Origin of the sequence: Acinetobacter septicus (genome assembly GCF_019355975.1) — a bacterium.
Lineage (GTDB): Bacteria > Pseudomonadota > Gammaproteobacteria > Pseudomonadales > Moraxellaceae > Acinetobacter > Acinetobacter ursingii.
Genome location: NZ_CP079898.1, coordinates 2,150,506 through 2,171,751 on the forward strand (window position 1 = coordinate 2,150,506; position 21,246 = coordinate 2,171,751).

Consider the following 21,246-nt stretch of genomic DNA (forward strand, 5'->3'; position numbering starts at 1 on the left):
CAATCACTTAGAATAGGTAAGAGAAACCAAAACCACCCTTGTAGTTTTTATCATCTCCATTTAAACCAACACCGACACTGGCATCTAGCTGTGCACGGTCATTGATGGCATAAATCACCCCTGTTCCCAGACCATATTCATAGTCCTGACTTTCTGCTTTGCGATAGACAAATTCAGAATAGCCTGACCATTTTCCAGTAATCTTATAACCAATGGTTGGAATCGCAGTCACTGCCCAGTCGCTATTTTGCACTTCGTATTTCATGGTAATCGAGGTTTGTAGCAAATCGCTGTATTGATAAGCCACAGCAGAACTTAAACTATAAATATCATCATGTTCTGTAAATTCATCATTGCCTGTTGCAATCAGCGCTTGTGCCAAAATTGCCATTGAAAGACGATCATCATCCAGATCGATGGCTTTTTTCAAACCTATACTGATATCACCCAAGCCATTGTCATGGACTTTTTTACCATCGCGCTTGGTCTGATACCATGCTGGTCCTTGCCAACCTAACTGTAATTCTAAATCTTTGGTTAGACCTGTGCGTAATAACACATCTTCATTCAAAGTGACGGTTTTTTCTTTGACACCATCCACCGTAGTTTCGTTATAAGTCGCCGTCGGTAAACCTTGTTCCCACGCTAAGTGACCCACAGGGGTAATCCCTGTACCAAAACCTGAACCAGGACGATCAAAGGAAAAATCAGCAGCAAATGTAGGTACAGTTGCCCCCGCAGCCAAAATAAAAGTTAGTGTTTTAAACATGTTCATGGGTACACTCAAAATTCAGTTCATTTTTTAATTTATCTGATTTTTTACAAGATCAGATTTATTCTTTAGACATTTTTGCACCGCGACTGCGCAGTAGCTCAAGTGTCTGTTTCTCTTCTGGCAATGCTTCTGCCCAATTTATTTGATCAAACTCACAATCAAAAAATAAATCACTCACCGAAGATAAAATGGTAAGCCCTTCATCATCGCGAGTATTTGGATCAACTTTCGCATCGAGTAAGCGCTGCACCACAGGCACACAGGCAGAGCTTGCGGCATCCCAAAGTGGCCCATACAGTTCTTCCGAATCCCATAGGTGTAAATTGGCTTTGGCTTTAATTAACTCATCCAAAATATCCAAGTGCACTTTTAAGGCTTGTTGTTTTTCTTCTTCGCTTAATGGTTGATTAGCTTCATAGGCTTCACAGACCATTTCCCACCATTTGAATAGACCATCACTAAACACTGAAATCGGTGGGCCTTTTTCAGGGTCAATAAAATTTGGATCGAGACCTGATGCTAACAGGCGCTGTACCTGTTCAAGGTCTAACTCTTCAATGGCCTGAACGAAGGCTTGTTGTTGGGCTGTTAGCATGGAGGATCTCACCACTTGAAAGGGATTTGGCTACTATTATGCCGAAAATCGAACGCAAATTGATGTTATTTTGAGGTAAATTCATCTCATTTTTCAGATGAGTAGATCGCTACTCATAAAAAAAGCCCCGAAGGGCTTGTTTTAGTACTTATTCTTCATCGGCAAATTCGACACGACTACCACGCGATGGTTCTTGTTTTTCGAAGGTGTGTTCCAAACTACGTTTCAGTTTTTCAATCGCACCATGAATGGCCAAATCGATATTGCCCGCTTTATGGTTGACTGCAATGGGTTTTAATCCTGCTGGACGTACTTCGATCATACACCGAATATCATCTTCACCATTCTTTTTTTCCCCGTTTTCATCACTCAAATGAACCGAGAAGTGAGTGATGCGTTCAGCATGGCGCTGAAAGGCATTTGCAAGTTCTGCACGAACATATTCAATTAAACGTTCACTATTATGGATGTTTTTATCTGTGCGGATTTCAATATTCATGATTCCATCCTCTTTGTATCAGTATTTCTATATAACAATCTATGCAAAACTTAATTGGCATACTTTGAGCATGCTGTAATTCAGTGTTGTTGTACATCTCAGTTATGTAATTGGTTGTTATCTCCTTTTACGCTTTATAAGTATTTTGAGTGAATGAAGATCTTCTCTATCTTCAATATCTGTCTATACTCAGAAATATGCAAGCTGATTTTTTAACTTTTCATGACATTTTGATCAAAAAGGATGCATCATTGTGAGTTCTTCATATTTACGCGGCCAAGATCTGATCGATCAAATCCAAAGTGCACCATATTCACGCGATTTGATTGGTTATCACGGTCAGCCGCCGCAGGTCGAGTGGCCCAATCAAGCACGTGTTGCTGTGCAGTTTGTATTAAATTATGAAGAAGGCGGCGAAAATCACATCGAACATGGTGACTTGGGTTCAGAACAATTTTTATCAGATATTATTGGCGCAGCCAGTTTTCCTGCCAAACATATGTCAATGGATTCGATGTATGAGTATGGCTCACGTGCAGGCTTTTGGCGTATTCATAATGAGTTCCAACGTCGTGGCTTACCCATGACGATTTTCGGTGTAGGAATGGCATTAGCTCGTAATCCCTACATTGTGGATGCCATTAAATCTGCCAATTATGATGTAGTGTCTCATGGTCAGCGCTGGATTCATTATCAGGATATGGATATTGAAACAGAGCGCATGTATATGGATCAGGCGATTTCAGTACTTGAAGCCTTGTTTGGAGAAACTCCAATCGGTTGGTACACCGGACGCGATAGCCCGAATACTCGTCAACTTTTAGCCGAGTTTCCACAAATTAAATACGACTGCGACTACTATGGCGATGATTTACCCTTTTGGACAACGCTCACCAATATCGATGGTGAAACACGTCCTCATTTGATTATTCCTTACACCCTTGAATCCAATGATATGAAATTTTGCTCTCCGGGCGGTTTTAATAGCGGGGAACAATTTTATCAATACTTAAAAGACGCATTTGATGTACTTTATGCCGAAGGTGAAAGTGCACCAAAAATGATCTCCATCGGTATGCATTGCCGTCTTTTAGGGCGCCCAGGTCGTTTTAAGGCTTTGCAACGCTTTTTAGATTACATACAATCACACGATAAAGTCTGGATTTGTCGTCGTAATGATGTTGCCCAACACTGGTATCAACATCACCCATATGCAGGCTAGTTTTTTAAATTTTCACTTGTTGAAAGTTAAAATAAATGAATAGATATCTACATTATTTGATTTTGTAGATATCTATTTCTCTGGCATTGTAATTGCTCGATTTGTTTTATCTTTTGCTTTAAATACTGGATGAATATGGTGCATTTTTCCGAATTTAACCATGCCTCAGCCCATCAAGTAACGCCCTTATTGAGTGCATGTGTACATATTCCTTCTTGGATCGACACTTTGAGCCAGCAACGGCCATATGCCTCTGCGCAAAACCTTATGGATCTTGCTGCGCAACAAAGTCAAAACTGGACATGGACTGAAATTGTAACCGCATTGGCAACCCATCCACGTATTGGTGAAAAAAAAGCCAAAGTTGAATTGACGGAACAGGAAGCAAATTTTTCGGATCGTGAACAGTCTGGGGTCAAACAAGATGAATACACCCAACGCGCACTTTTCGAAGGCAATGTTGCTTACGAACAAAAATTTGGCTTTATCTTTTTGATTAAAGCGGCAGGACTGAGCAGTGAGCAAATTCTCTGTGCATTACAGCAACGTTTACAGCATGATCTGGAAACTGAGAAAAAAATTGTTCATGAACAACTGGCTGCCATCGCATTATTACGCTTGAGTCAAGGAATACAAGCATGATTAGTACCCATATTTTAGATACACATTTAGGCAAACCCGCCCCTCAGGTCGAAGTCCGTCTGTATGATGCCAAAACCCGTAATTTATTAGGCAATGGATATACCAATGATGATGGTCGCCTAAAAGATTTCGGCTTGGAAGAGTTACAAAGTGGCGCCTATTTACTCGAATACGATATTGCACCTTATTTTGCCAAACACGATTTAAAAACCTTTTTCCCACAGGTCACTATTCAATTTTTTATTGAAAATGCAGATGAGCACTATCATGTGCCTTTGTTGATTAGTCCATTTGCCTATTCAACCTATCGTGGCAGTTAACGCTATTTTGAGTTGAGAGAGTCTTTTTAAAATTCTTTCAACTCAAGCTTGATCGGATTGATCAGATCGATGGTTATCTGCATAAAATGAAATCAATCCAATTTAAATCTTTCACACAGCGCTACTACTCTTAGACTTCGAGACTTCTTTGATCAATTCCTTTTCTCCCTATGGAAAAAAAGAGGGTTTAAACCATGATGAAAGAAGTCTATTTTCCCCCAATTTATAACAAATAATTAAGTAATTTTTAACCTTTGATCAAATTTGACTTTATTTTTAGCAAAGAGCCTGTATGCTTTACTCGCTTTTTATCTGGGGAGATATTTGCGATGAAATTTCAATTTGGGGTACTTGCAGCCACACTTTTATCCGTTACCAGCATGGTTCAAGCGAAACCAGTCTGGCAAGATTTTAGTATCACGGGTTTATATGGTGAAAATTACGAAGTTGTGGATAAAGAAGAAACAACGGTCACTTTAGAATACGCCGCTAAAGTAAAATATGCGGATGTTTTCTTTTTCATGGATCGCATGCGCGGCGGTGATGATCATAAAGTCACGTATTTCGAGCTTTCACCACGCTTTAGTTTGAGCGAAATCTCAGGGCAATCATTGTCTTATGGTCCGATTAAGGATGTCTTGATTTCAACCACTTGGGAAAGCAATAACGACGACTTTAGTAGTTTCGATAACTTCCTTTACGGTTTTGCAGTCGATTTAAATGTCCCGTATTTTCAGTATTTCAATTTGAACTTTTATCGTGCAAATAACGAAAATACGGATGATGACTACCAAATGACCGCAGCCTATGCATTGCCATTTAAAGTTTCATCAGAAGAATTTTTAGTCGATGGTTTTCTGGACTGGTCAACCGCAGAAGGTGATCACGCTAGCGAACTGAACTGGACCACACAATATAAATGGAATCTGGGTAAACATATTTCACCAGATACCCGCTTATATCTTGGTGTTGAGCATTCGGTCTGGAACAACAAGTTTGGTATGAAAGGTCGTGATGAACACAATGTCAGCGCCCTGATTAAATATCATTTTTAAAAACTGGCTGATCGATATTCAGCGTTTATAAAGCAAGTCTTCGGACTTGCTTTTTTCATATCTGAAGTAAGCATTATCGCTGGTTTTCGACGTATAATTTTGATGATTTTATAGTAGGTTATCAATATGGATTTTCAGTTGCGCCCCGCCACCCAAGATGATTTAGAACAGATTCTTGCGATTTATAATCACGAAATTATGACAGGTGTTGCCAATTGGAACGATCAAGCTAAATCGCTTGAAACCTATACGCACTGGTTTGAACAATTACAACAGGACCAGTACCCGATGTGGATTGCCTATGATCCTGTGCAACAGCGTGTCGCAGGGTATGCTTATTATGCAGCGTTTCGCACGATCAGCGGCTATAAACACACCATTGAACACTCGGTCTTTATTTCACCTGACTACAAACGCCGCGGACTTGGGAAAACCTTAATGCACAAGCTGATTGAACTTGCAACAGCACAGGGTTTTCACATCATGATCGGAGCCATTGATAGTGAAAATACGGCATCTCTGGTGCTGCATCAACATTTAGGTTTTGTCCAAACGGGCTATCTGCCGCAGGTTGGACAAAAATTTGGACAATGGCGTGATCTGGTGTTGATGCAACGTCAGTTAGATGAAGCCTGAGTCATATAATATACATCTGACATAATTTGCTTACTTTGCAAGCTGATCACCGCATGATTATGTTGCTTTGCCAGCTCATAAAAATTTTTAAGCTGGCCAAATAACATCAGTAGTTCACGCTGCTCTTTATCGACATCTTTGCCCCATTGAAACGGGAAAAGCTTGTGTTGGTTTAACCACGCTGGATCATAACGATGTTTAAAATCATCCATCGAAATCTGCTCTAATGCTTTGGCAATCTCATCAACTTCAATCACAGGATTGTATCGTACATGAGCCACACTCAAAGAAGGATGAGAAAAAGCATATTCGGCTTCTATCGCAAATTGAAGCGCATGTTGTTGGTCTAGATCTTTGGTTAAGAGCGCATGTAGTGCCTGCCATGTTTCGCCCAGATTCAATTTTGAACGAATCGAGGTCGCATGATAAATCTCATCTAAGCTTTCAGCTTCAATCATTAAAATTTCGAGATCATTGGGTTCTATTGCAAGCAAGATCGCATTCATTATTATGTACTCATATCATCGTTATTTGTCTTTAGCTTAACGTGACTAAAATACGAAGTGCTTAACGATTTGTCATACGATAATTACCAAATGTAAAAAAGACAGCCGAGGCTGTCTTTAAAATTTATTTTAAAATGAATCTTCAAGAGACTTCTTTCATCAGCCCCTTTTATTTCTCCGTATCGAAGAGAAATAGACAAGGATGAAAGAAGTCGAAGCACAGCGCATTAATCCAGCGGATTACCTACGATATTATTAATAATACCGCGCATGATATGTGGACCTTGTTCCTGACGCAGTTCTTCATACCAAGACAATGTCACCTGTTCATCTTTCATATGGGTTACATCACAACGCTTACGTGCACGTAAAACTAGCTCATTGGCACGTTCATTCCGTTTGTCCTGATAACGGCGTAATGCATCACTTACCCCCAATGTATTGATCTGGAGCGAACGCGCCAGATAAATCGCATCTTCCATCGCCTGACACCCCCCCTGACCAATATCAGGCGTGGTGCTATGCGCGGCATCACCAACAATGACCACACGCCCTTTATGGTACTGGGTAAACGGTTCGATATCACAAATCTCAACGCGATTGGTTTTTTGCGGATCCAGACGTTCAATCAACTGTTGAACAGGTGCGCACCAGCCTGTGAAATAGCCCTTTAAAGTTTCTTGATATTGGGCTTTATTATTTTCAAGCCCCGCGTCTAATGGCACATCTAAAAAGAAATAAAAACGATTGTTTGCTACAGGCATTAACGAGGCACGTTTGCCTTCCCCTACAAATGTGGTCCATTGATCAGCAGGGGCCAATTCTTCAGAAATGTCTACCAAGCCATTCCAGTTGACATAACCTGCATAACGGCGTTCCACTTGATCACCCAGCACATAGGCACGGGTGATTGAATGCGTTCCATCAGCACCCACTAACAAGTCCGCGCTGGTATTTGAACCATCGGCAAACTGGATCACGACCTGTTCGCCCTGATCCTCCAGTGCGGCCATACGTTTGCCCAAATGAATGTCTTCACGACCAAATTCATCCATCAGCATATTTTGTAATTCGGCACGAGAAACGGGATAAGGACGCTGTCCAACTTCATCAATCAAAGGCTGCAAGCTAAACTGGGTCATCACTTCGCCAGTCAAACCATCGACATAAGCCAGTTGATCCATGACCCCACCAAGCTTGGCCACTTGCTCACCCAGCCCCAAATAGTTCAGGCATTTTACGCCATTTGACCACAATGAAATTGCAGCACCGACAGGAAGAATTTGCTCGGCTTGTTCATAAATCGTGACCTGATGCCCAAATTTTTTCAATGCGATTCCAGTCGTCAAACCGCCCATACCTGCACCGATAATAACAATATTCATTGTGTAATCCCCCTTATGTATCCTGCAACATTATCCGTGTTATAGCTAAAACCATGCCATGTGTAGGGAAATACAGCCTATTATTGGAATTGGCATATACCCTGCATAGCAAAGTGCAATGATGATGCACTTTTTCTCATTCTGAGGTAAAAATGCACCCGTATTCAATTAAACTTTTATCATCTCATTGCAAATAATGGTATATCACTTATGGCTACGCTTCTCGCCCCCGCATTTGAACTTCCAAATCAACTGCACTCCCTAACCAATCTGGCAGATAGCCGTATTGGCGCACAAATTGTTGAATGTTCAGATGAATTTTTTGCAGAAGCAAAACGCATGTTGCAATTTGAAGCGCCTATTTTTGTCGAAGATAAATTCGATGATCATGGCAAATGGATGGATGGATGGGAGACCCGCCGTAAACGTCATTCTGGTTATGATTGGTGTATCATAAAACTGGGCGTTGCAGGTAAAATCAAGGCAGTAGATGTCGATACCACGTTCTTTACAGGAAACTACCCTGCTTCTGCTTCATTAGAGGGCTGCTATGCACCAAATGATGACACTCAAAATGCACTATGGCAGCCCATTTTAGCCAACAGTATTTTGGGGCCGAGTCAGCATCATATTTTTGATATTGAAAACCAAACCGTGTTTACCCATATCCGTATTAATATTTTTCCAGATGGTGGTGTAGCACGTTTACGCATCTATGGTGAAGTACAAATTCAAAGCACGAATAGCACAGAAACGCTTGATTTGTTAGCTTTGCAAAATGGCGGACGAGTGATTGCCTATAGTGACGCACACTTTGGTCATCCCCGTAACCTGATCAATCCCGGACGTGGCATCAATATGGGTGATGGCTGGGAAACCAAACGTCGTCGTGCGCCAGGCTTCGACTGGTGTATTTTGGCACTGGGACAAGCAGGGAAAATTGAGAAAATTGAAATTGATACCGCACACTTTAAGGGCAACTATCCTGCGCAAGTATCGATTCAAGCGGTTTATATTGAAGATGCAACCGACCCGCAACTGATTCCACAAAGTATGTTCTGGCCATTCCTGCTCAATGCTCAGGATATGCAAATGGATCATATTCATGACTATATCAATGACATTTTAGCGCATGAAAAAATCTCTCATATCCGTGTCAATATGATTCCAGATGGTGGAATTAGTCGTATTCGTCTTTGGGGAAAACGGGCTTAAGCCGAGAACAATATGTCAAAAACTGTGATTAAAATTTTGTCGCTGACCAATGAAAACTTCGCCCCTTTCGGCGAAGTGATTGGCTGTACAGGGCATGAATTTTTCCATATCAATGATGCCCATACAGAACGTTATCATGGTCTGGTCGAAACTGAAATTCAGGGTGAAGCCAAGGCTGGGATTAGTATTTTCCGCAATATTAAAACCACCACGCTACCATTGACTATTCAGATGTTAGAGCGCCATCCCCACGGCTCTCAGGCTTTTATTCCGATGCAGGGACAAGCATTTCTGATTGTTGTTGCGCCCAGTTTAAATGCACAGCAGCCCGATATTGATCAGATTCATGCTTTTATCAGCGATGGTTCTCAAGGTGTCAATTATCGTGCTGGAACTTGGCATCATCCATTGCTAACCCTTGAATCTCCGAGCGATTTTGCAGTGATTGATCGGATTGGCTCAGGACCTAATTGTGATGTTTATACTTTCCCTTATGCTGTGATGATTGAGGCTTAATCTTCTCGCATGAAATCCTTATCCACTGCCTTGTACTGGTTTACAGAGCAGTGGTTTTCTTTATAAGCAAAGAATTTTAGAATAAATATTTAAACGACACTTGCTCAACAATGAAAATAAAATATTCTCTTTTTGCATGCTTAACCTGTGGCCTTTTGGTTTCACCGCTTAGCTTTGCCGAGCTCAGTTTTGAACAGGAATTACAGCAAGGCTGCGCCAAAGTCAAAAGTGATGCGCTTTTGGGTAAAAAATACTACGACCAAAAGCAATACGCCAAAGCTATTGAATATTTTGAACATCAGGCCGCATGGACACAATTTTGCCAGTTCAATGCGGAAGATAGTAATAATACGTTTAATGACCACGATGTCGCGCTTGCTCAAAATAATGTCGGTTTAAGTTATGCCAAATTAGGCAAACCCTTGTGGGCCAGAGCATGGTTTTTACTGACACCAGACTCCAAAGTCAGTCAATACAATTTAAAACAGCTCACATTGCCAAAAGTCAGCAATACAATTGAAGGCGAATATGTTACATCGGCTGGCTTTGGACAATGGAGTAGCATCACTGTTTCAAAAACCGCCAAGACTTATCGCATTGCATTTGATGGTTATTATTTTGGTTTACGTGGTTTGATTTACGGCCCTAATATGGGTTCTTTTGAAACCCGTATGCCTTTGTCTGCTCATCAGGCTCAGTATCGTTATGAAGATTGTAAGATTGATCTCAAATTCGGTCAGGATCAATATGGTCGAAAAATGATTGTTGAGCAAAATGACAATAATTCTGGCTGCGGTTTTGGACACAATGTTTATGCAGGCGGCACTTATTATCAAGTTGAAAAATAAAAGCCATTTAAATTGTGACCTCGTTTTTAATCACTGAAATACGAGCTTGGCTCTTTAAAAAGATAAATGAGCCAGCAAAAATACGATGCTAGCAACAATATTCATCTGAAACTGAGCGACAGTGAGGCGTATTTGTTGCATACTTTTTTCAAGTAGCTGACACAATCAAAATATGAAGCTGCGGTATTTATAACAATGACTCAAAATGAGAATAACGAGATGGATATATGCTTTATTCCAGTGCTGGATTTGGATGATCGTCAGCAAAGTTTGCAAGCTGATGGATTGAAGAATTCGTCTCAGCCTTTAGCAACTGATTGTTTGTTCTATGCCATTCAAGATATTTCTGATGCTCATCTGAGTAAAATTCTAAAAGAGACCGTTTTTAAAAATACCTCTTTGAACGGTGGCTATGTATTGCTTGATGCCCAACAGCGACCGATACTTTTACCGCGCTGTTGCTCAGATTTAAACGATATTCATGCTTGGGAGCAACTGGCTCAAGGTAATCTGAAACAGTTCTGGATTGGACATCCTCAAGTGTTATGTGAATATCAGGGAGATATGATCAAATTTAAACCAGATGCCAGTCAGGATCATACTGGCTTTGAAGTGCCTGTTACGTCATTAAAACAGGCAGTACAGGCTTTAAAAGATGAGCTTCAGCAGATTCATCATCGTTTTCAACGACTCGCACATCTGGAAAAACTGAAAGTTGAAAAAGTGTTAAAACTGATGCCTCAACTGCTTTAACCAGCTTTAGAACCCCTGCATGCAGCACATATAGGGGTTCTAAGAAGTGGTGTTTAAACTCAATCTTAGATAGGAATATCCGCCAAATTACCTTTTTGCTCTAACCAATGTTTTCGGTCGCCAGAACGTTTTTTGGCAAGAAGTTTATCCAGTAAACCTGCGGTCAAATGGGTATCGTCCAGATCAAGCTGTACCAAACGGCGTGTATTCGGATCCATCGTGGTTTCACGCAATTGCCCTGCATTCATTTCACCCAAACCTTTAAATCGGGTAATTTGCGGATTTTTGGTTTTAACTTTAGACAGAATTACCTCGAGTTCATCTTCATCCAGTGCATAAAATACATCTTTGCCTGCATCAATACGAAATAGTGGCGGCATCGCTACAAACAAATGTCCTTCTTCGACCAATGCAGGAAAATGTTTGACGAACAGGGCACACAGCAAGGTCGCAATATGTAAACCATCTGAATCAGCATCGGCTAGAATACAAATTTTGCCATAGCGAAGTTCCGACAAATCATCACTGCCCGGATCAACACCAATCGCAATGGCAATATCATGCACCTCTTGCGAAGCTAAAACTTCATCGGAAGACACTTCCCAGGTGTTTAGAATTTTCCCACGAATCGGCATAATCGCCTGAAAGTTCTTGTCGCGTGCCTGTTTGGCACTCCCCCCCGCAGAATCACCCTCGACAATAAATAGCTCAGATTCTTCACGAGTTTGTCCAACACAATCAGCCAGTTTTCCAGGCAAAGCTGGCCCCGACACAATCTTTTTACGCTCAACTTTTTTGGCGGCTTTTAAACGTCGTCCCGCTTTAGAAATCGCCATTTCTGCCAGTTGCATGGCAATTTCAGAGTTTTGATTGAGCCACAAAGCAAACGCATCTTTGGCAATATTAAGCACGATCCCTGAGGCTTCACGGCTGGAAAGTCGTTCTTTGGTTTGACCTGAAAATTGCGGTTCCTGAAATTTAAGCGACAGAATGAAATTGACACCATCCCAGACATCTTCGGCAGACAGCTTTAAATTACGCGGCAATAAATTGCGAAGTTCACAAAACTCACGCAGTGCTTCGGTGACACCAGAACGCAAGCCATTAACATGGGTTCCGCCTTGCGCAGTTGGAATCAGGTTGACATAACTTTCCTGAATTTGCTCACCACCTTCGACATTCCAGCAGATTGCAAACTCACAACTGGCGCGTTCGGCTTGACCCTGACTGACAAAAGCAGGCATCGGGACAATCTCACGGTCTTCCAATTCATCCATCAAATAGTCGACCAAACCATTTTCAAATTGCCATTCGATTTTTTCATCATTGATTTGATCGATGTAGCTAATTTTAAGTCCAGCCGCCAAAACTGCTTTGGCTTTTAGATTATGCTTAAGTGCTTTTAAGGCAAATTTTGGACTGTCAAAATATTTGGTTTCTGGCCAAAAATGTACGGTAGTGCCTGTTGCTCGTTTTGCGACTTTTCCTTCAAGCACCTCAAGCGGTGCGACAGGTTCACCCTGCTCAAAAGCCATCTTATAAAGATTGCCCTGACGCTGAACTTCAACCTCAACCCGACTGGACAAGGCATTCACCACCGAAATCCCGACCCCATGTAAGCCGCCCGAAAACTGATAGTTATCGGTGCTGAATTTACCACCTGCATGTAATTTGGTTAGGATAATCTCAATGCCGCTTTGACCATATTCAGGATGAATATCCACTGGCATCCCGCGACCATTGTCTTCAACTGACAATGAGCCGTCTTTATAAACCGTCACACAGATTTTATTGGCATGTCCCGCCAGCGCCTCATCCACGGCATTATCAATCACTTCCTGTGCAAGATGGTTTGGACGTGTCGTATCGGTGTACATGCCTGGACGACGACGTACAGGATCTAAACCCGATAAAACTTCAAGTGATTGAGCCGTATATTGTGACACCTTGTACGATTTCCTTATTTAAGCGAATAGGTTAAAAATTCAAGAATCAACGGTATTTTTTGTTCAAAATCATCCATTGCATGGTTACCATGCGCATCCGATAAAATCAAGGCGCGATGTGATGGCTGACTATAATAACGCTGTGCCTCACGATAATCCAAAGTTTCATCGCCCTGCTGAAGCAACACGAGTATTTTCTCGGCAGGATCAGCATAGGGTACAGCCATCTGCTCAAGCTGATCCAAATGCTGTTCGGTGAGTGTCCAACGATCACCCACCCAGTAAGGAATCTGATTGATACCAAATAAATCGCGAAACAGTTGCCATGGTCGCACAGCAGGATTGATCAATACAGCAGGCAAAGCATATTTGGCGACAAACTGAGTCGCATAAAACCCACCAAAGCTACTACCTACTAACACCACCTGATCCAACTCCTCTATCAACTGCTGAATCACGTCTACCACGACCAACGGCGGTAAATTTAAATCAGGTAAATGTACCTGAATTTCAGGATGGTGAATTTGACAATAGTGTTTAAGCTGTTGCCCTTTGATCGAGAAAGGGCTACTTTGAAAGCCATGTAAATAGACCAGATTCATGCGCAGAAGCACCATTAATAATGTGATATTCATCACAACTATGTTTTAATTTGTACCTATGCCTAAATTGTTAGACAAAAAAATAAAAATAACTGGTCATTCATCAGTATTTTTAAATAGTTGTGAATGCAACACCTAATAAGATGAATATAATCGTTTTATCGCCTGAAGCAAATGAAAAATAAAGTAACAGGTGCGTGCATGAATCAAGGATTTGGATATGCCAAGTTTAACGCCTTTACACGAGACCTATTGTAAATGGGATCGTACGCCACCGAGTCAGGCCGATGTGCTTGAGGGTTTGGCACAACTGGTGAGTACCAGTTTATTGGGGGTTCACGATGTTGTTCAGATTATCCATCGTGAAGTATTACAAACGACCTTTGGGATGAGTGACCAGCAATCCCGTCGTTTTTTAAAAATTCCACGAATTGAACGTTTGCAGCAATGGTCATATAACACCTTACAAAAATATGGTCGTTATTTTCTTGCCCCGAGTTTACGTCGTATTATTGAACAATTTCCAACCCTACACGACAAACCCTTAACTCCTACCCTGCACTTTTTGGTCGGTGCATTAAATGGGGTGTTAGGCGATTATCTGCTCAAACATCAAAATCCAATGGCATTACCTATGGTGTTATATGACCATTATGGTGCATTGCAACAAGGCGACATTGCAGGTCGTGTGGTGATTTTTGTACATGGATTATGTATGAATCATACGGACTGGACCAATCGTAATTTTGGTGGCATTGGAGAACGTTTACTGGCGCAGCGTGATCACAATATTATGCTGTATCTCAACTACAATACTGGACGTCGAATTTCAGCCAATGGCCGCAGCTTGGCCAATACACTTGAAGATTTGATCACCCGTAATCCTCGCATTACTAGTATCGATTTGATTGGGCATAGCATGGGCGGATTGGTATCACGTAGTTCGTTGTTTTATGGCAAACAAAATATGCACCAGTGGACACATATGGTGGGCAATCTGGTCTGTATCGGTTCGCCACATCATGGAGCAGTGTTGGAGCGTTTTGGATTCGCGCTACAAGATCGACTAGGCAGTTTTCCTTTCGTGAAATTGATTGGCCATTTGGTCAATATCCGCAGCAACGGTATTTTGGACTTACGTCATGGCAGTGTGCGTGATGATGACTGGGAACATTTGGAAGCCCGAATTGGACTAATGGATGATAACCGTAAACCTGCTCCACTACCTTCACATATCAGTACGTTCTTTGTTGCTGGTACGGTTGAACATGAAAATCAGAAAAAAAGTCTCAAAGCCTTGTCGATTATTGGCGATTATCTGGTCAGTGTAAAAAGTGCCTTAGGAGAGCATCCAAATCCACGTTTTCAACTCAAACTCCCAGATTCGCATAAAGCCGTTTTTCATGGGTTAAATCATTTTGAAATTCAGTATCATTCCAGCGTTTCTGAACAAATTACCCGCTGGTTTTATCCTGAACATGATGACTATGCATGTTTGGGTGTGCAAACTCATATGATTAACATGCAAAATTATGATCCTACTGATCTTACTGGGATTGTGGAGACTTGATTTATTTTGTCCGCGGTCAAGTCATCATGCTCTTGTCTAGTTCTGAAATAAATAAAGCCAGCAATTGCTGGCTTTATTTTTGGTTCTTACATTATTTCTTGTAAGCTTTTTTCGCAACGGGATATGTTCTGAAAAGTTGCCATAGACAGATCAGCAATAACACACTAAAGAAAACCAACGACCAGACAGGTAGCGATTGCCCCAAGAAAGTCCAGTCAATTGCGGCACATTCACCAGAACCAGTCAGCACTTCGTTCAATACTGTTTTGAGAGGCAGCGCATCAATTAAATAATTCAGTCCAGGACCACAACTTGGCACTTGATCAGGTGGCAAAGTCTGTAACCAGACATGACGTGCCGCTACACCGACAGACCAACCAATCGACAAGGTTGCCAGTAAAGCATACATACGCTTCATAAGATTTGAAGCAGGATTATGCAAAAAAGCAATCAAGGCGAAAATCCCCATCGCCATCAGCCCAACACGCTGAAACACACATAATGGACAAGGGTCCAGACCTTTTACATGTTCCAGATAAAGTGCAAATGACATGCCGACAATACTGGCCAGTACCAATAATCCATTGATAAAGCGATAATTACGCCATTGCATGGATATACCTCTTGTTTTTATCGAAATTGGGCAAGATAGCCATCAAAACTCATCACGCTTTCTTGTTCCAGTTGATGTTGTTGTTGCAAGGATTGTTGAGCCAACTGCTCAAAATAAGCGGTTTTTTCAACACTTAATTCATATTGATCGTACATCTTGGCATAGTCATGTGCCAATACACTGCCAAAACTCCAGGTACCCCCATGTGCCAACGTATCCGCGACTACTTGAGCTGAAAGTGTCTGCTCAATCTGTTGCGCACGTTGTTGCATCACCTTCAAAGCATCACTGTACAAATTGCTCTGATAAAGTTCATCCAGTAGCTCTGCACATTTTTGTATCTGCTCAAGATGCTGTATGACCCAGCTTTGCACCGACTGCTCACCTGTTAGGCTCATGATTTTGGCGACGGTGGAACGCCCTTCATTCACAACCGTATTTTGATTGCGTTCTATGAGATCCTGTTCATCATCATGAATTTCAGGGCTTTCTGATAATAAGCAATATAAAGCCAACGCTTCTAAAAAACCTGCTGTCGTTTCATCAATACCAATCGGACTATAAGGATTGACATCTACTGCGCGTAATTCCACATAGCCGACCCCACGATTTTGCAAAGCCTGTGAAGGCGTTTCGTCATTTTGGGGAACTTGTTTGGGGCGAACCAGACTGTAGTATTCATTTTCAATTTGTAGGACATGGTCATTAATCTGAATCGGTTCACCCTGTTCATCATTTAAACCAAGCTGGGTAAAGGGTGGATACGGCGTTTTCACTGCCTTTTGCAAACCTTCGAGATAGGCCTGAATATCGTTATAATGAATACCCAGTTGTTTCTGTGCCGAGTTCTGATACCCCAAACGTCCCATGCGTAATGCGGTGGCATCAGGTAAATACATGGTGCCTTTAACTAAAGGCTGTAGATGATGCTCACGCCCTGTTAGAAAACAACGACATACCGATGGACTGGCACCGACCAGAAAAATCACCAAAGGCGTTAAACGAATAAAATTACGTATTAGACCAAAATAGCGATGGCTACGATAATCCTGCGCATTGAGTTGTTGTAATGCAGGATCGGTTTCGTGTTGCTGTAGTGCGGCAAACAGCGTCTCAGGAAACGATAAATTATAATGAACCCCTGAAATGGTTTGCATCCGACGACCATAACGGACTCCCAGACCACGGCGATACAGCGTCTTAAAACGCCCAATATTGGATGTACCATAATAGGCTAAAGGAATATTTTCTTCCTGATCATCCAGCATACAGGGCATCGACAGCGGCCACAGTTTTTCACCGGGATTTAAATGACGATGCACCACTGCATGAATATCTTTTAAATCTTCTAAAACCGCAGGAATGCTGTCTTTCGGCGGGGTGATAAACTCCATCAAAGCTTCAGAATAATCTGTCGTAATCCGCGGATGAGTTAAAGCAGAACCTAATGCTTGAGGATGCGGATTTTGCGATAAAAAGCCATTGCTCTGCATACGCAGACTTTCGCGTTCAATTCCCCGCAACATCCCTTGTAAGAGTGAAGAATCTACCCACGTCGGCACGACAGTTGGAGAAGCTGATTTGGGTTGACTCATGTACACCTGCTCGCTGATTTAAAGAACGATGAAAAAAATCATGACTTTAGTATAACGCGAAATCTGCCAGACCGCGCAGGACTTGATAGGATTTGCACAAACTGGCCGTTTCACTTTGACAATTTTTTATCACAAACTTGGTCTATAAGACATGTTTGATTTGTGATTTTATTGAAGAATAAATTAAAAGAGTGAAAATAAATGAATCCACAAGATGTCCTGAATTTTTGGTTTGCTCCTGAACAAGAACCGTTATGGTTTAAAAAAAGTGATGATTTTGACGCAAAAATTCATCGCCAATTTGCCGAAGTTCACCATCAAGCCACACAGGCAGAGCTATGGTCATGGCGTCAGGATGCCGAAGGCCGTCTTGCGGAAATTATTGTATTGGATCAATTTTCCAGAAATCTATATCGGGATCAAGCACAGGCTTTTGCCCATGACGCAATGGCGTTGGCACTGGCGCAGGAAGCCATTAGTCTGCAACTGGATGCAGAACTGAGCCCACCACAGCGTTCTTTTCTCTACATGCCGTTTATGCATAGCGAATCCAAACTGATTCATGAGTTTGCGCTTAAACTCTTCCAACGCTTAGGCAATCCAGTCAATCTGGATTTTGAGAAAAAACATAAAGCGATTATTGATCGTTTTGGACGCTATCCACATCGTAATGACGTGCTAGGTCGTGAATCAACAGCTGAAGAACGTGAATTTTTAACTCAACCCAACAGCAGTTTTTAAGTAATCTTTGTTTTACTCCGTGTATGTCTGATAAAAGGAGTTCGCGATGAAATATCTCTCACTCGGTGCCGCGCTTGCAAGTGTCTTGATCCTTGCGGGATGTGCCACAACACCACAAAAACCCAAAACCTTTGATCAATTAGGGCAATTTGCCACTTATCCGTTAAATAATCAGATTTACCGCATCAGCTTTAAAGCTGATCCCAATATGAGTTATGGTACAGCTGAAGAAATCACACTGGTTAAAGCCGCACAGACCACGATTCAGAACGGTTTTCGCTATTTTAAAGTGATGGATGATCCAAGTAATCAAACCCAAAAGCCGCCTCGTCAAGCGGTGGTGTATTCATCACCGAATTATTATCCGTATGGTTATTATCGACGTTATCCTGGTTTTTGGCCGGATCCCTTCTATGATTCACCACGTGTGGTCAATATCGATCCTGTCGAAGTATCGTATAGTATAGAATGTTATAAAGATCAAAAAACTGCATCCAAAGATGCCTTTGATGCAAGCTTGATCTTACAGTCATTAGGGAAAAAATATGGCTTAAGTCCGTCTGGTGCAGTGTTATTGCCTCAACCAGTCAACGCTCAACCCGCGGGCAGCAGCAACAACAAAAATTAAGACAGGATGCTTGCATGCAGGTTGAAGATACATCTCATTCTCCAAGTTTAAGTCGCAGTAAACGCTATGCCACGATTGCGCTACTCAGCGCAGTGGTGGCATGGATTATCCTCATGGTTCTGGCAAAATTCTGGCCTGAATATGCATGGATCATTCACATTTTGATGCTTTCTGCCGAAGCTGGCGTGGTGGGGGGACTGGCGGATTGGTACGCCATTACCGTGTTATTTCGTAATCCTTTTGGCAAGATCCCCATTCCCAAATTTTTACTGGATCACACTGAAATTATTCCGCGTAATAAGACCCGTATTGCCGAATCCATGGGGCGTTTTGTACAGGAAAATTTCCTGTCACCACAGGTGGTCGAGCGCAGTTTAAACAATACTGATCTCAGTCTGGCGATTGGACAATGGCTGGCCAATCCTAAAAATAGCAATCAGATTGTACAATTGATTCAGCAAACCGTTCCCAAACTATTTGAGTTTGTCAGTCAGGAACAAATTGCACGTTTTATACAGACCAATAGTGTGCAATGGGTCAAAAACACCCAAATCAATTCTCTTGCCAGTGAAATGTTACGCGCTGTACTGGAAAATGATTTTCATCAGGATGTATTGCAACGTGGACTGGATCTGGCGCATGAATGGATTGTGACTCATCCTGATCAGGCACGAGAATTAACCCGTACCTTGTTTAAGGAACTTGGTGTGTGGAAACTGGCCAAAGGTGCAAGCTGGATCGGGATTGATGTGCAACAACGCACCATTGATTCACTGATTGAGAAAGTCGAGTCGATGCTCGCCGACCCAGAACATCCGTGGCGACAAGGCATCGAGCAAGGTGCACAAAGCATGATGTTACAACTGGCAGATTCAAACAGTGAAGCCAGTCGTCGTTTAAATGAAGGTAAAAATGCCCTACTCGATAGTCCGCAAGTGCTAAACTTTATCAGTGGCGCAGTGGTGATCTTTTGTAATGCGATTAAGCAGGATTTACTTAAAGAAGATTCAGGCATTGCCCAAAATTTACGTATTGCGATTGAACAAATCGGCCAGAGTCTGATACAAAATCGTGCAGTGCGTGAAGTGCTCAACGAAAAAATGACGGGACTCGCGATTAGCTTTAGCGATCAATATAGCGATAAAATTATTCGTTATATCAGTGAGCGAATTCATGAATGGGATTCACGTGAAATGATTGCCAAAATTGAAAATGAAGTTGGCGGCGACTTGCACATGATCCGCGTCAATGGCGTGGTGGTAGGTGCGTTTATTGGTCTGGTATTAGGCATCATCCGCGCATTGGTCGATTATATGCTATAAGATTATTTTTCCAGATGAGAACCGATTGAGCCATGCAACTGTTATCCAAATTGCCTGATCAGGGCGTGACTATTTTCAGTACCATGTCTGCGTTGGCTCAACGTCTCAATGCGCTCAATCTCTCACAGGGTTTTCCAGATTTTGCGGCACCGCCAGATTTGATTGAAGCATTATGTGAAGCCACTCGAAATGGACATAATCAATATGCCGCAGGCGATGGCTATTTACCGTTACGCCAACAAGTCGCGCTACAATTTCAACAACGTGATCAGATTACACTTGATCCATTCACTGAGATCACCATTACCCCTGGCGCAACCATTGCCTTATTTGCCGCGATTCAAGCCACCATTCATCCGGGCGATGAAGTCATTATTTTTGACCCAAGTTACGACAGTTATGATCCTGCGGTACGGGTTGCAGGCGGTGTTCCTGTGCATATTGCGTTAGATGCCCCTGAGTTTAAGGTCGATTGGGACAAGGTTGCAGCGCAGATTAGCTCACGCACCCGTATGATTATCGTCAATACCCCACATAATCCAACAGGGACGATCTGGTCATATCAGGACTGGCAACAGTTAATTGCGCTGGTGGAAAAATATGATTTGCTGGTTTTGTCAGATGAGGTCTATGAACACCTGATTTTTGAGGGTGCTCGACATTGGAGTGCATTACATTTTCCTGAGTTACGTGAACGTAGCTTCGTGGTGGGTTCTTTTGGTAAAACCTTTCATGTGACCGGCTGGAAAACAGGCTATTGCGCTGCCAGTCCAACACTGATGCAATTATTTCGGCAGATTTATCAATATGCCAACTTTTGTGGCAATACCCCTGCACAAATCGCATTAACCCAATACATGCAGCAGCATCCCGAACACATTGCTGAACTGGCCGATTTTTATCAACACAAACGAGATACGTTTAATCTGGGTCTACAACAATCCCTGTTTGGCTTTACTCCTTGTCAGGGAACCTATTTCCAGACCGTCGACTACACTGAGATTCGCCCTGACCTGAATGATGTCGAGATGTGTTACTTTTTAGCCGAGGAAAAAGGGATTGTGGCCATTCCACTGTCTGTGTTTTATCAACATCCGCCTAAGGATTTGCGTTTAATCCGTTTCTGTTTTGCTAAAACAGAACAAACTCTACAACGTGCTGTACAGTTACTGAATGCTTGTTAACTCAGGTCAAGTCTTCGCGTAAAATAACAATCTTTTTTAAAGCAGCATGTTATTTTGTTAGTCAAGGATATCCATCAC

General features: G+C 42.1%; 23 protein-coding genes. 14 read left to right on the plus strand and 9 right to left on the minus strand.

Features of this window, described 5'->3' with window-relative positions:
* Nucleotides 1–7 precede the first annotated feature (7 nt).
* The 3 genes from I6L31_RS10275 to I6L31_RS10285 all read right to left on the minus strand — a co-directional run bounded on the left by I6L31_RS10275 (nucleotide 8) and on the right by I6L31_RS10285 (nucleotide 1,869).
* Nucleotides 8–775, minus strand: a complete 768-nt coding sequence (locus I6L31_RS10275) for a transporter (RefSeq protein WP_005005578.1) — start codon at nucleotides 773–775, stop codon at nucleotides 8–10.
* A 58-nt stretch (nucleotides 776–833) separates the two neighbouring features.
* A complete protein-coding gene (locus I6L31_RS10280) occupies nucleotides 834–1,370 on the minus strand; it encodes an ankyrin repeat domain-containing protein (RefSeq protein WP_004985915.1) in 537 nt (178 codons plus the stop codon).
* Between the two features lie 148 nt (nucleotides 1,371–1,518).
* Nucleotides 1,519–1,869: an HPF/RaiA family ribosome-associated protein gene (locus I6L31_RS10285; protein ID WP_005005576.1), complete on the minus strand. Its 351-nt coding sequence runs from the start codon at nucleotides 1,867–1,869 to the stop codon at nucleotides 1,519–1,521.
* A gap of 253 nt (nucleotides 1,870–2,122) precedes the next feature.
* On the opposite strand from I6L31_RS10285, the gene puuE reads away from it, so the two are divergent.
* The 5 genes from puuE to I6L31_RS10310 all read left to right on the plus strand — a co-directional run bounded on the left by puuE (nucleotide 2,123) and on the right by I6L31_RS10310 (nucleotide 5,744).
* The gene (puuE, locus tag I6L31_RS10290; protein ID WP_005005575.1) at nucleotides 2,123–3,091 is read left to right on the plus strand and encodes an allantoinase PuuE; all 969 of its coding nucleotides are present in this window, start codon (nucleotides 2,123–2,125) and stop codon (nucleotides 3,089–3,091) included.
* Nucleotides 3,092–3,229: 138 nt separating this feature from the next.
* Nucleotides 3,230–3,733 carry a 2-oxo-4-hydroxy-4-carboxy-5-ureidoimidazoline decarboxylase gene (gene uraD / locus I6L31_RS10295; protein WP_228128628.1) on the plus strand — a complete coding sequence of 168 codons (504 nt, stop codon included), beginning with the start codon at nucleotides 3,230–3,232 and terminating at the stop codon, nucleotides 3,731–3,733.
* Nucleotides 3,730–4,053, plus strand: a complete 324-nt coding sequence (gene uraH, locus I6L31_RS10300) for a hydroxyisourate hydrolase (RefSeq protein WP_004985925.1) — start codon at nucleotides 3,730–3,732, stop codon at nucleotides 4,051–4,053. Before uraD ends, uraH begins: the two co-directional genes overlap by 4 nt.
* Before the next feature lie 329 nt (nucleotides 4,054–4,382).
* Nucleotides 4,383–5,108, plus strand: a complete 726-nt coding sequence (locus tag I6L31_RS10305; RefSeq protein ID WP_004985927.1) for an outer membrane protein OmpK — start codon at nucleotides 4,383–4,385, stop codon at nucleotides 5,106–5,108.
* Nucleotides 5,109–5,234: 126 nt separating this feature from the next.
* Nucleotides 5,235–5,744 carry a GNAT family N-acetyltransferase gene (locus I6L31_RS10310; RefSeq protein WP_005005570.1) on the plus strand — a complete coding sequence of 170 codons (510 nt, stop codon included), beginning with the start codon at nucleotides 5,235–5,237 and terminating at the stop codon, nucleotides 5,742–5,744.
* Here the strand turns inward: I6L31_RS10310 and I6L31_RS10315 are convergent.
* Complete coding sequence (locus tag I6L31_RS10315; protein WP_004985931.1) at nucleotides 5,726–6,250, minus strand: DUF1877 family protein; 525 nt, start codon at nucleotides 6,248–6,250, stop codon at nucleotides 5,726–5,728. The genes I6L31_RS10310 and I6L31_RS10315 overlap by 19 nt on opposite strands.
* A gap of 227 nt (nucleotides 6,251–6,477) precedes the next feature.
* Nucleotides 6,478–7,635 (minus strand): FAD-dependent urate hydroxylase HpxO, encoded by a 1,158-nt coding sequence (hpxO, locus tag I6L31_RS10320; protein ID WP_005005562.1) that lies wholly within the window; start codon nucleotides 7,633–7,635, stop codon nucleotides 6,478–6,480.
* 210 nt (nucleotides 7,636–7,845) lie between these two features.
* On the opposite strand from hpxO, the gene alc reads away from it, so the two are divergent.
* The 4 genes from alc to I6L31_RS10340 all read left to right on the plus strand — a co-directional run bounded on the left by alc (nucleotide 7,846) and on the right by I6L31_RS10340 (nucleotide 10,967).
* On the plus strand, nucleotides 7,846–8,850 hold the full coding sequence (gene alc / locus I6L31_RS10325; protein ID WP_005005561.1) for an allantoicase: 1,005 nt from the start codon (nucleotides 7,846–7,848) through the stop codon (nucleotides 8,848–8,850).
* 12 nt (nucleotides 8,851–8,862) lie between these two features.
* Nucleotides 8,863–9,366, plus strand: coding sequence for an ureidoglycolate lyase (locus I6L31_RS10330; protein WP_005005560.1), 504 nt, complete (start codon nucleotides 8,863–8,865; stop codon nucleotides 9,364–9,366).
* Between the two features lie 110 nt (nucleotides 9,367–9,476).
* Nucleotides 9,477–10,214: an outer membrane protein assembly factor BamD gene (locus I6L31_RS10335; RefSeq protein ID WP_005005556.1), complete on the plus strand. Its 738-nt coding sequence runs from the start codon at nucleotides 9,477–9,479 to the stop codon at nucleotides 10,212–10,214.
* A 219-nt stretch (nucleotides 10,215–10,433) separates the two neighbouring features.
* A complete protein-coding gene (locus I6L31_RS10340) occupies nucleotides 10,434–10,967 on the plus strand; it encodes a hypothetical protein (protein WP_005005555.1) in 534 nt (177 codons plus the stop codon).
* Nucleotides 10,968–11,032: 65 nt separating this feature from the next.
* Here the strand turns inward: I6L31_RS10340 and parE are convergent, their stop codons facing one another.
* Together parE and I6L31_RS10350 are read right to left on the minus strand one after the other, a co-directional pair.
* On the minus strand, nucleotides 11,033–12,913 hold the full coding sequence (gene parE / locus I6L31_RS10345; protein WP_005005552.1) for a DNA topoisomerase IV subunit B: 1,881 nt from the start codon (nucleotides 12,911–12,913) through the stop codon (nucleotides 11,033–11,035).
* Between the two features lie 14 nt (nucleotides 12,914–12,927).
* A complete protein-coding gene (locus tag I6L31_RS10350; protein ID WP_004985955.1) occupies nucleotides 12,928–13,515 on the minus strand; it encodes a YqiA/YcfP family alpha/beta fold hydrolase in 588 nt (195 codons plus the stop codon).
* A 220-nt stretch (nucleotides 13,516–13,735) separates the two neighbouring features.
* On the opposite strand from I6L31_RS10350, the gene I6L31_RS10355 reads away from it, so the two are divergent.
* On the plus strand, nucleotides 13,736–15,085 hold the full coding sequence (locus tag I6L31_RS10355; protein ID WP_004985957.1) for an alpha/beta fold hydrolase: 1,350 nt from the start codon (nucleotides 13,736–13,738) through the stop codon (nucleotides 15,083–15,085).
* A 91-nt stretch (nucleotides 15,086–15,176) separates the two neighbouring features.
* Here I6L31_RS10355 and I6L31_RS10360 read toward each other — a convergent pair whose 3' ends face one another.
* Together I6L31_RS10360 and gshA are read right to left on the minus strand one after the other, a co-directional pair.
* Nucleotides 15,177–15,698 carry a disulfide bond formation protein B gene (locus tag I6L31_RS10360; protein ID WP_004985960.1) on the minus strand — a complete coding sequence of 174 codons (522 nt, stop codon included), beginning with the start codon at nucleotides 15,696–15,698 and terminating at the stop codon, nucleotides 15,177–15,179.
* Nucleotides 15,699–15,715: 17 nt separating this feature from the next.
* A complete protein-coding gene (gene gshA / locus I6L31_RS10365; RefSeq protein ID WP_004985962.1) occupies nucleotides 15,716–17,293 on the minus strand; it encodes a glutamate--cysteine ligase in 1,578 nt (525 codons plus the stop codon).
* A gap of 201 nt (nucleotides 17,294–17,494) precedes the next feature.
* Between gshA and I6L31_RS10370 the strand changes: the two genes are divergently transcribed.
* From I6L31_RS10370 to I6L31_RS10385, 4 genes are read left to right on the plus strand one after another with little or no spacing between them, the layout of a single operon-like run.
* A complete protein-coding gene (locus tag I6L31_RS10370) occupies nucleotides 17,495–18,034 on the plus strand; it encodes a DUF924 family protein (RefSeq protein WP_004985964.1) in 540 nt (179 codons plus the stop codon).
* Nucleotides 18,035–18,080: 46 nt separating this feature from the next.
* The gene (locus I6L31_RS10375) at nucleotides 18,081–18,662 is read left to right on the plus strand and encodes a CC0125/CC1285 family lipoprotein (RefSeq protein WP_004985966.1); all 582 of its coding nucleotides are present in this window, start codon (nucleotides 18,081–18,083) and stop codon (nucleotides 18,660–18,662) included.
* 14 nt (nucleotides 18,663–18,676) lie between these two features.
* Nucleotides 18,677–19,984 carry a DUF445 domain-containing protein gene (locus I6L31_RS10380; protein WP_004985969.1) on the plus strand — a complete coding sequence of 436 codons (1,308 nt, stop codon included), beginning with the start codon at nucleotides 18,677–18,679 and terminating at the stop codon, nucleotides 19,982–19,984.
* A gap of 32 nt (nucleotides 19,985–20,016) precedes the next feature.
* Nucleotides 20,017–21,168, plus strand: coding sequence for a methionine aminotransferase (locus I6L31_RS10385; RefSeq protein WP_004985971.1), 1,152 nt, complete (start codon nucleotides 20,017–20,019; stop codon nucleotides 21,166–21,168).
* Nucleotides 21,169–21,246: the final 78 nt, after the last annotated feature.

Bases quoted from the DNA above. Each gene is read 5' to 3' on its own strand.
- I6L31_RS10275 (WP_005005578.1), bottom strand. From the start codon at position 775: ATGAACATGTTTAAAACACTAACTTTTATTTTGGCTGCGGGGGCAACT.
- I6L31_RS10280 (WP_004985915.1), bottom strand. From the start codon at position 1,370: ATGCTAACAGCCCAACAACAAGCCTTCGTTCAGGCCATTGAAGAGTTA.
- I6L31_RS10285 (WP_005005576.1), bottom strand. From the start codon at position 1,869: ATGAATATTGAAATCCGCACAGATAAAAACATCCATAATAGTGAACGT.
- uraH (WP_004985925.1), top strand. From the start codon at position 3,730: ATGATTAGTACCCATATTTTAGATACACATTTAGGCAAACCCGCCCCT.
- I6L31_RS10305 (WP_004985927.1), top strand. From the start codon at position 4,383: ATGAAATTTCAATTTGGGGTACTTGCAGCCACACTTTTATCCGTTACC.
- I6L31_RS10310 (WP_005005570.1), top strand. From the start codon at position 5,235: ATGGATTTTCAGTTGCGCCCCGCCACCCAAGATGATTTAGAACAGATT.
- I6L31_RS10315 (WP_004985931.1), bottom strand. From the start codon at position 6,250: ATGAATGCGATCTTGCTTGCAATAGAACCCAATGATCTCGAAATTTTA.
- hpxO (WP_005005562.1), bottom strand. From the start codon at position 7,635: ATGAATATTGTTATTATCGGTGCAGGTATGGGCGGTTTGACGACTGGA.
- alc (WP_005005561.1), top strand. From the start codon at position 7,846: ATGGCTACGCTTCTCGCCCCCGCATTTGAACTTCCAAATCAACTGCAC.
- I6L31_RS10330 (WP_005005560.1), top strand. From the start codon at position 8,863: ATGTCAAAAACTGTGATTAAAATTTTGTCGCTGACCAATGAAAACTTC.
- I6L31_RS10335 (WP_005005556.1), top strand. From the start codon at position 9,477: ATGAAAATAAAATATTCTCTTTTTGCATGCTTAACCTGTGGCCTTTTG.
- I6L31_RS10340 (WP_005005555.1), top strand. From the start codon at position 10,434: ATGGATATATGCTTTATTCCAGTGCTGGATTTGGATGATCGTCAGCAA.
- I6L31_RS10350 (WP_004985955.1), bottom strand. From the start codon at position 13,515: ATGAATCTGGTCTATTTACATGGCTTTCAAAGTAGCCCTTTCTCGATC.
- I6L31_RS10355 (WP_004985957.1), top strand. From the start codon at position 13,736: ATGCCAAGTTTAACGCCTTTACACGAGACCTATTGTAAATGGGATCGT.
- I6L31_RS10360 (WP_004985960.1), bottom strand. From the start codon at position 15,698: ATGCAATGGCGTAATTATCGCTTTATCAATGGATTATTGGTACTGGCC.
- gshA (WP_004985962.1), bottom strand. From the start codon at position 17,293: ATGAGTCAACCCAAATCAGCTTCTCCAACTGTCGTGCCGACGTGGGTA.
- I6L31_RS10370 (WP_004985964.1), top strand. From the start codon at position 17,495: ATGAATCCACAAGATGTCCTGAATTTTTGGTTTGCTCCTGAACAAGAA.
- I6L31_RS10375 (WP_004985966.1), top strand. From the start codon at position 18,081: ATGAAATATCTCTCACTCGGTGCCGCGCTTGCAAGTGTCTTGATCCTT.
- I6L31_RS10380 (WP_004985969.1), top strand. From the start codon at position 18,677: ATGCAGGTTGAAGATACATCTCATTCTCCAAGTTTAAGTCGCAGTAAA.
- I6L31_RS10385 (WP_004985971.1), top strand. From the start codon at position 20,017: ATGCAACTGTTATCCAAATTGCCTGATCAGGGCGTGACTATTTTCAGT.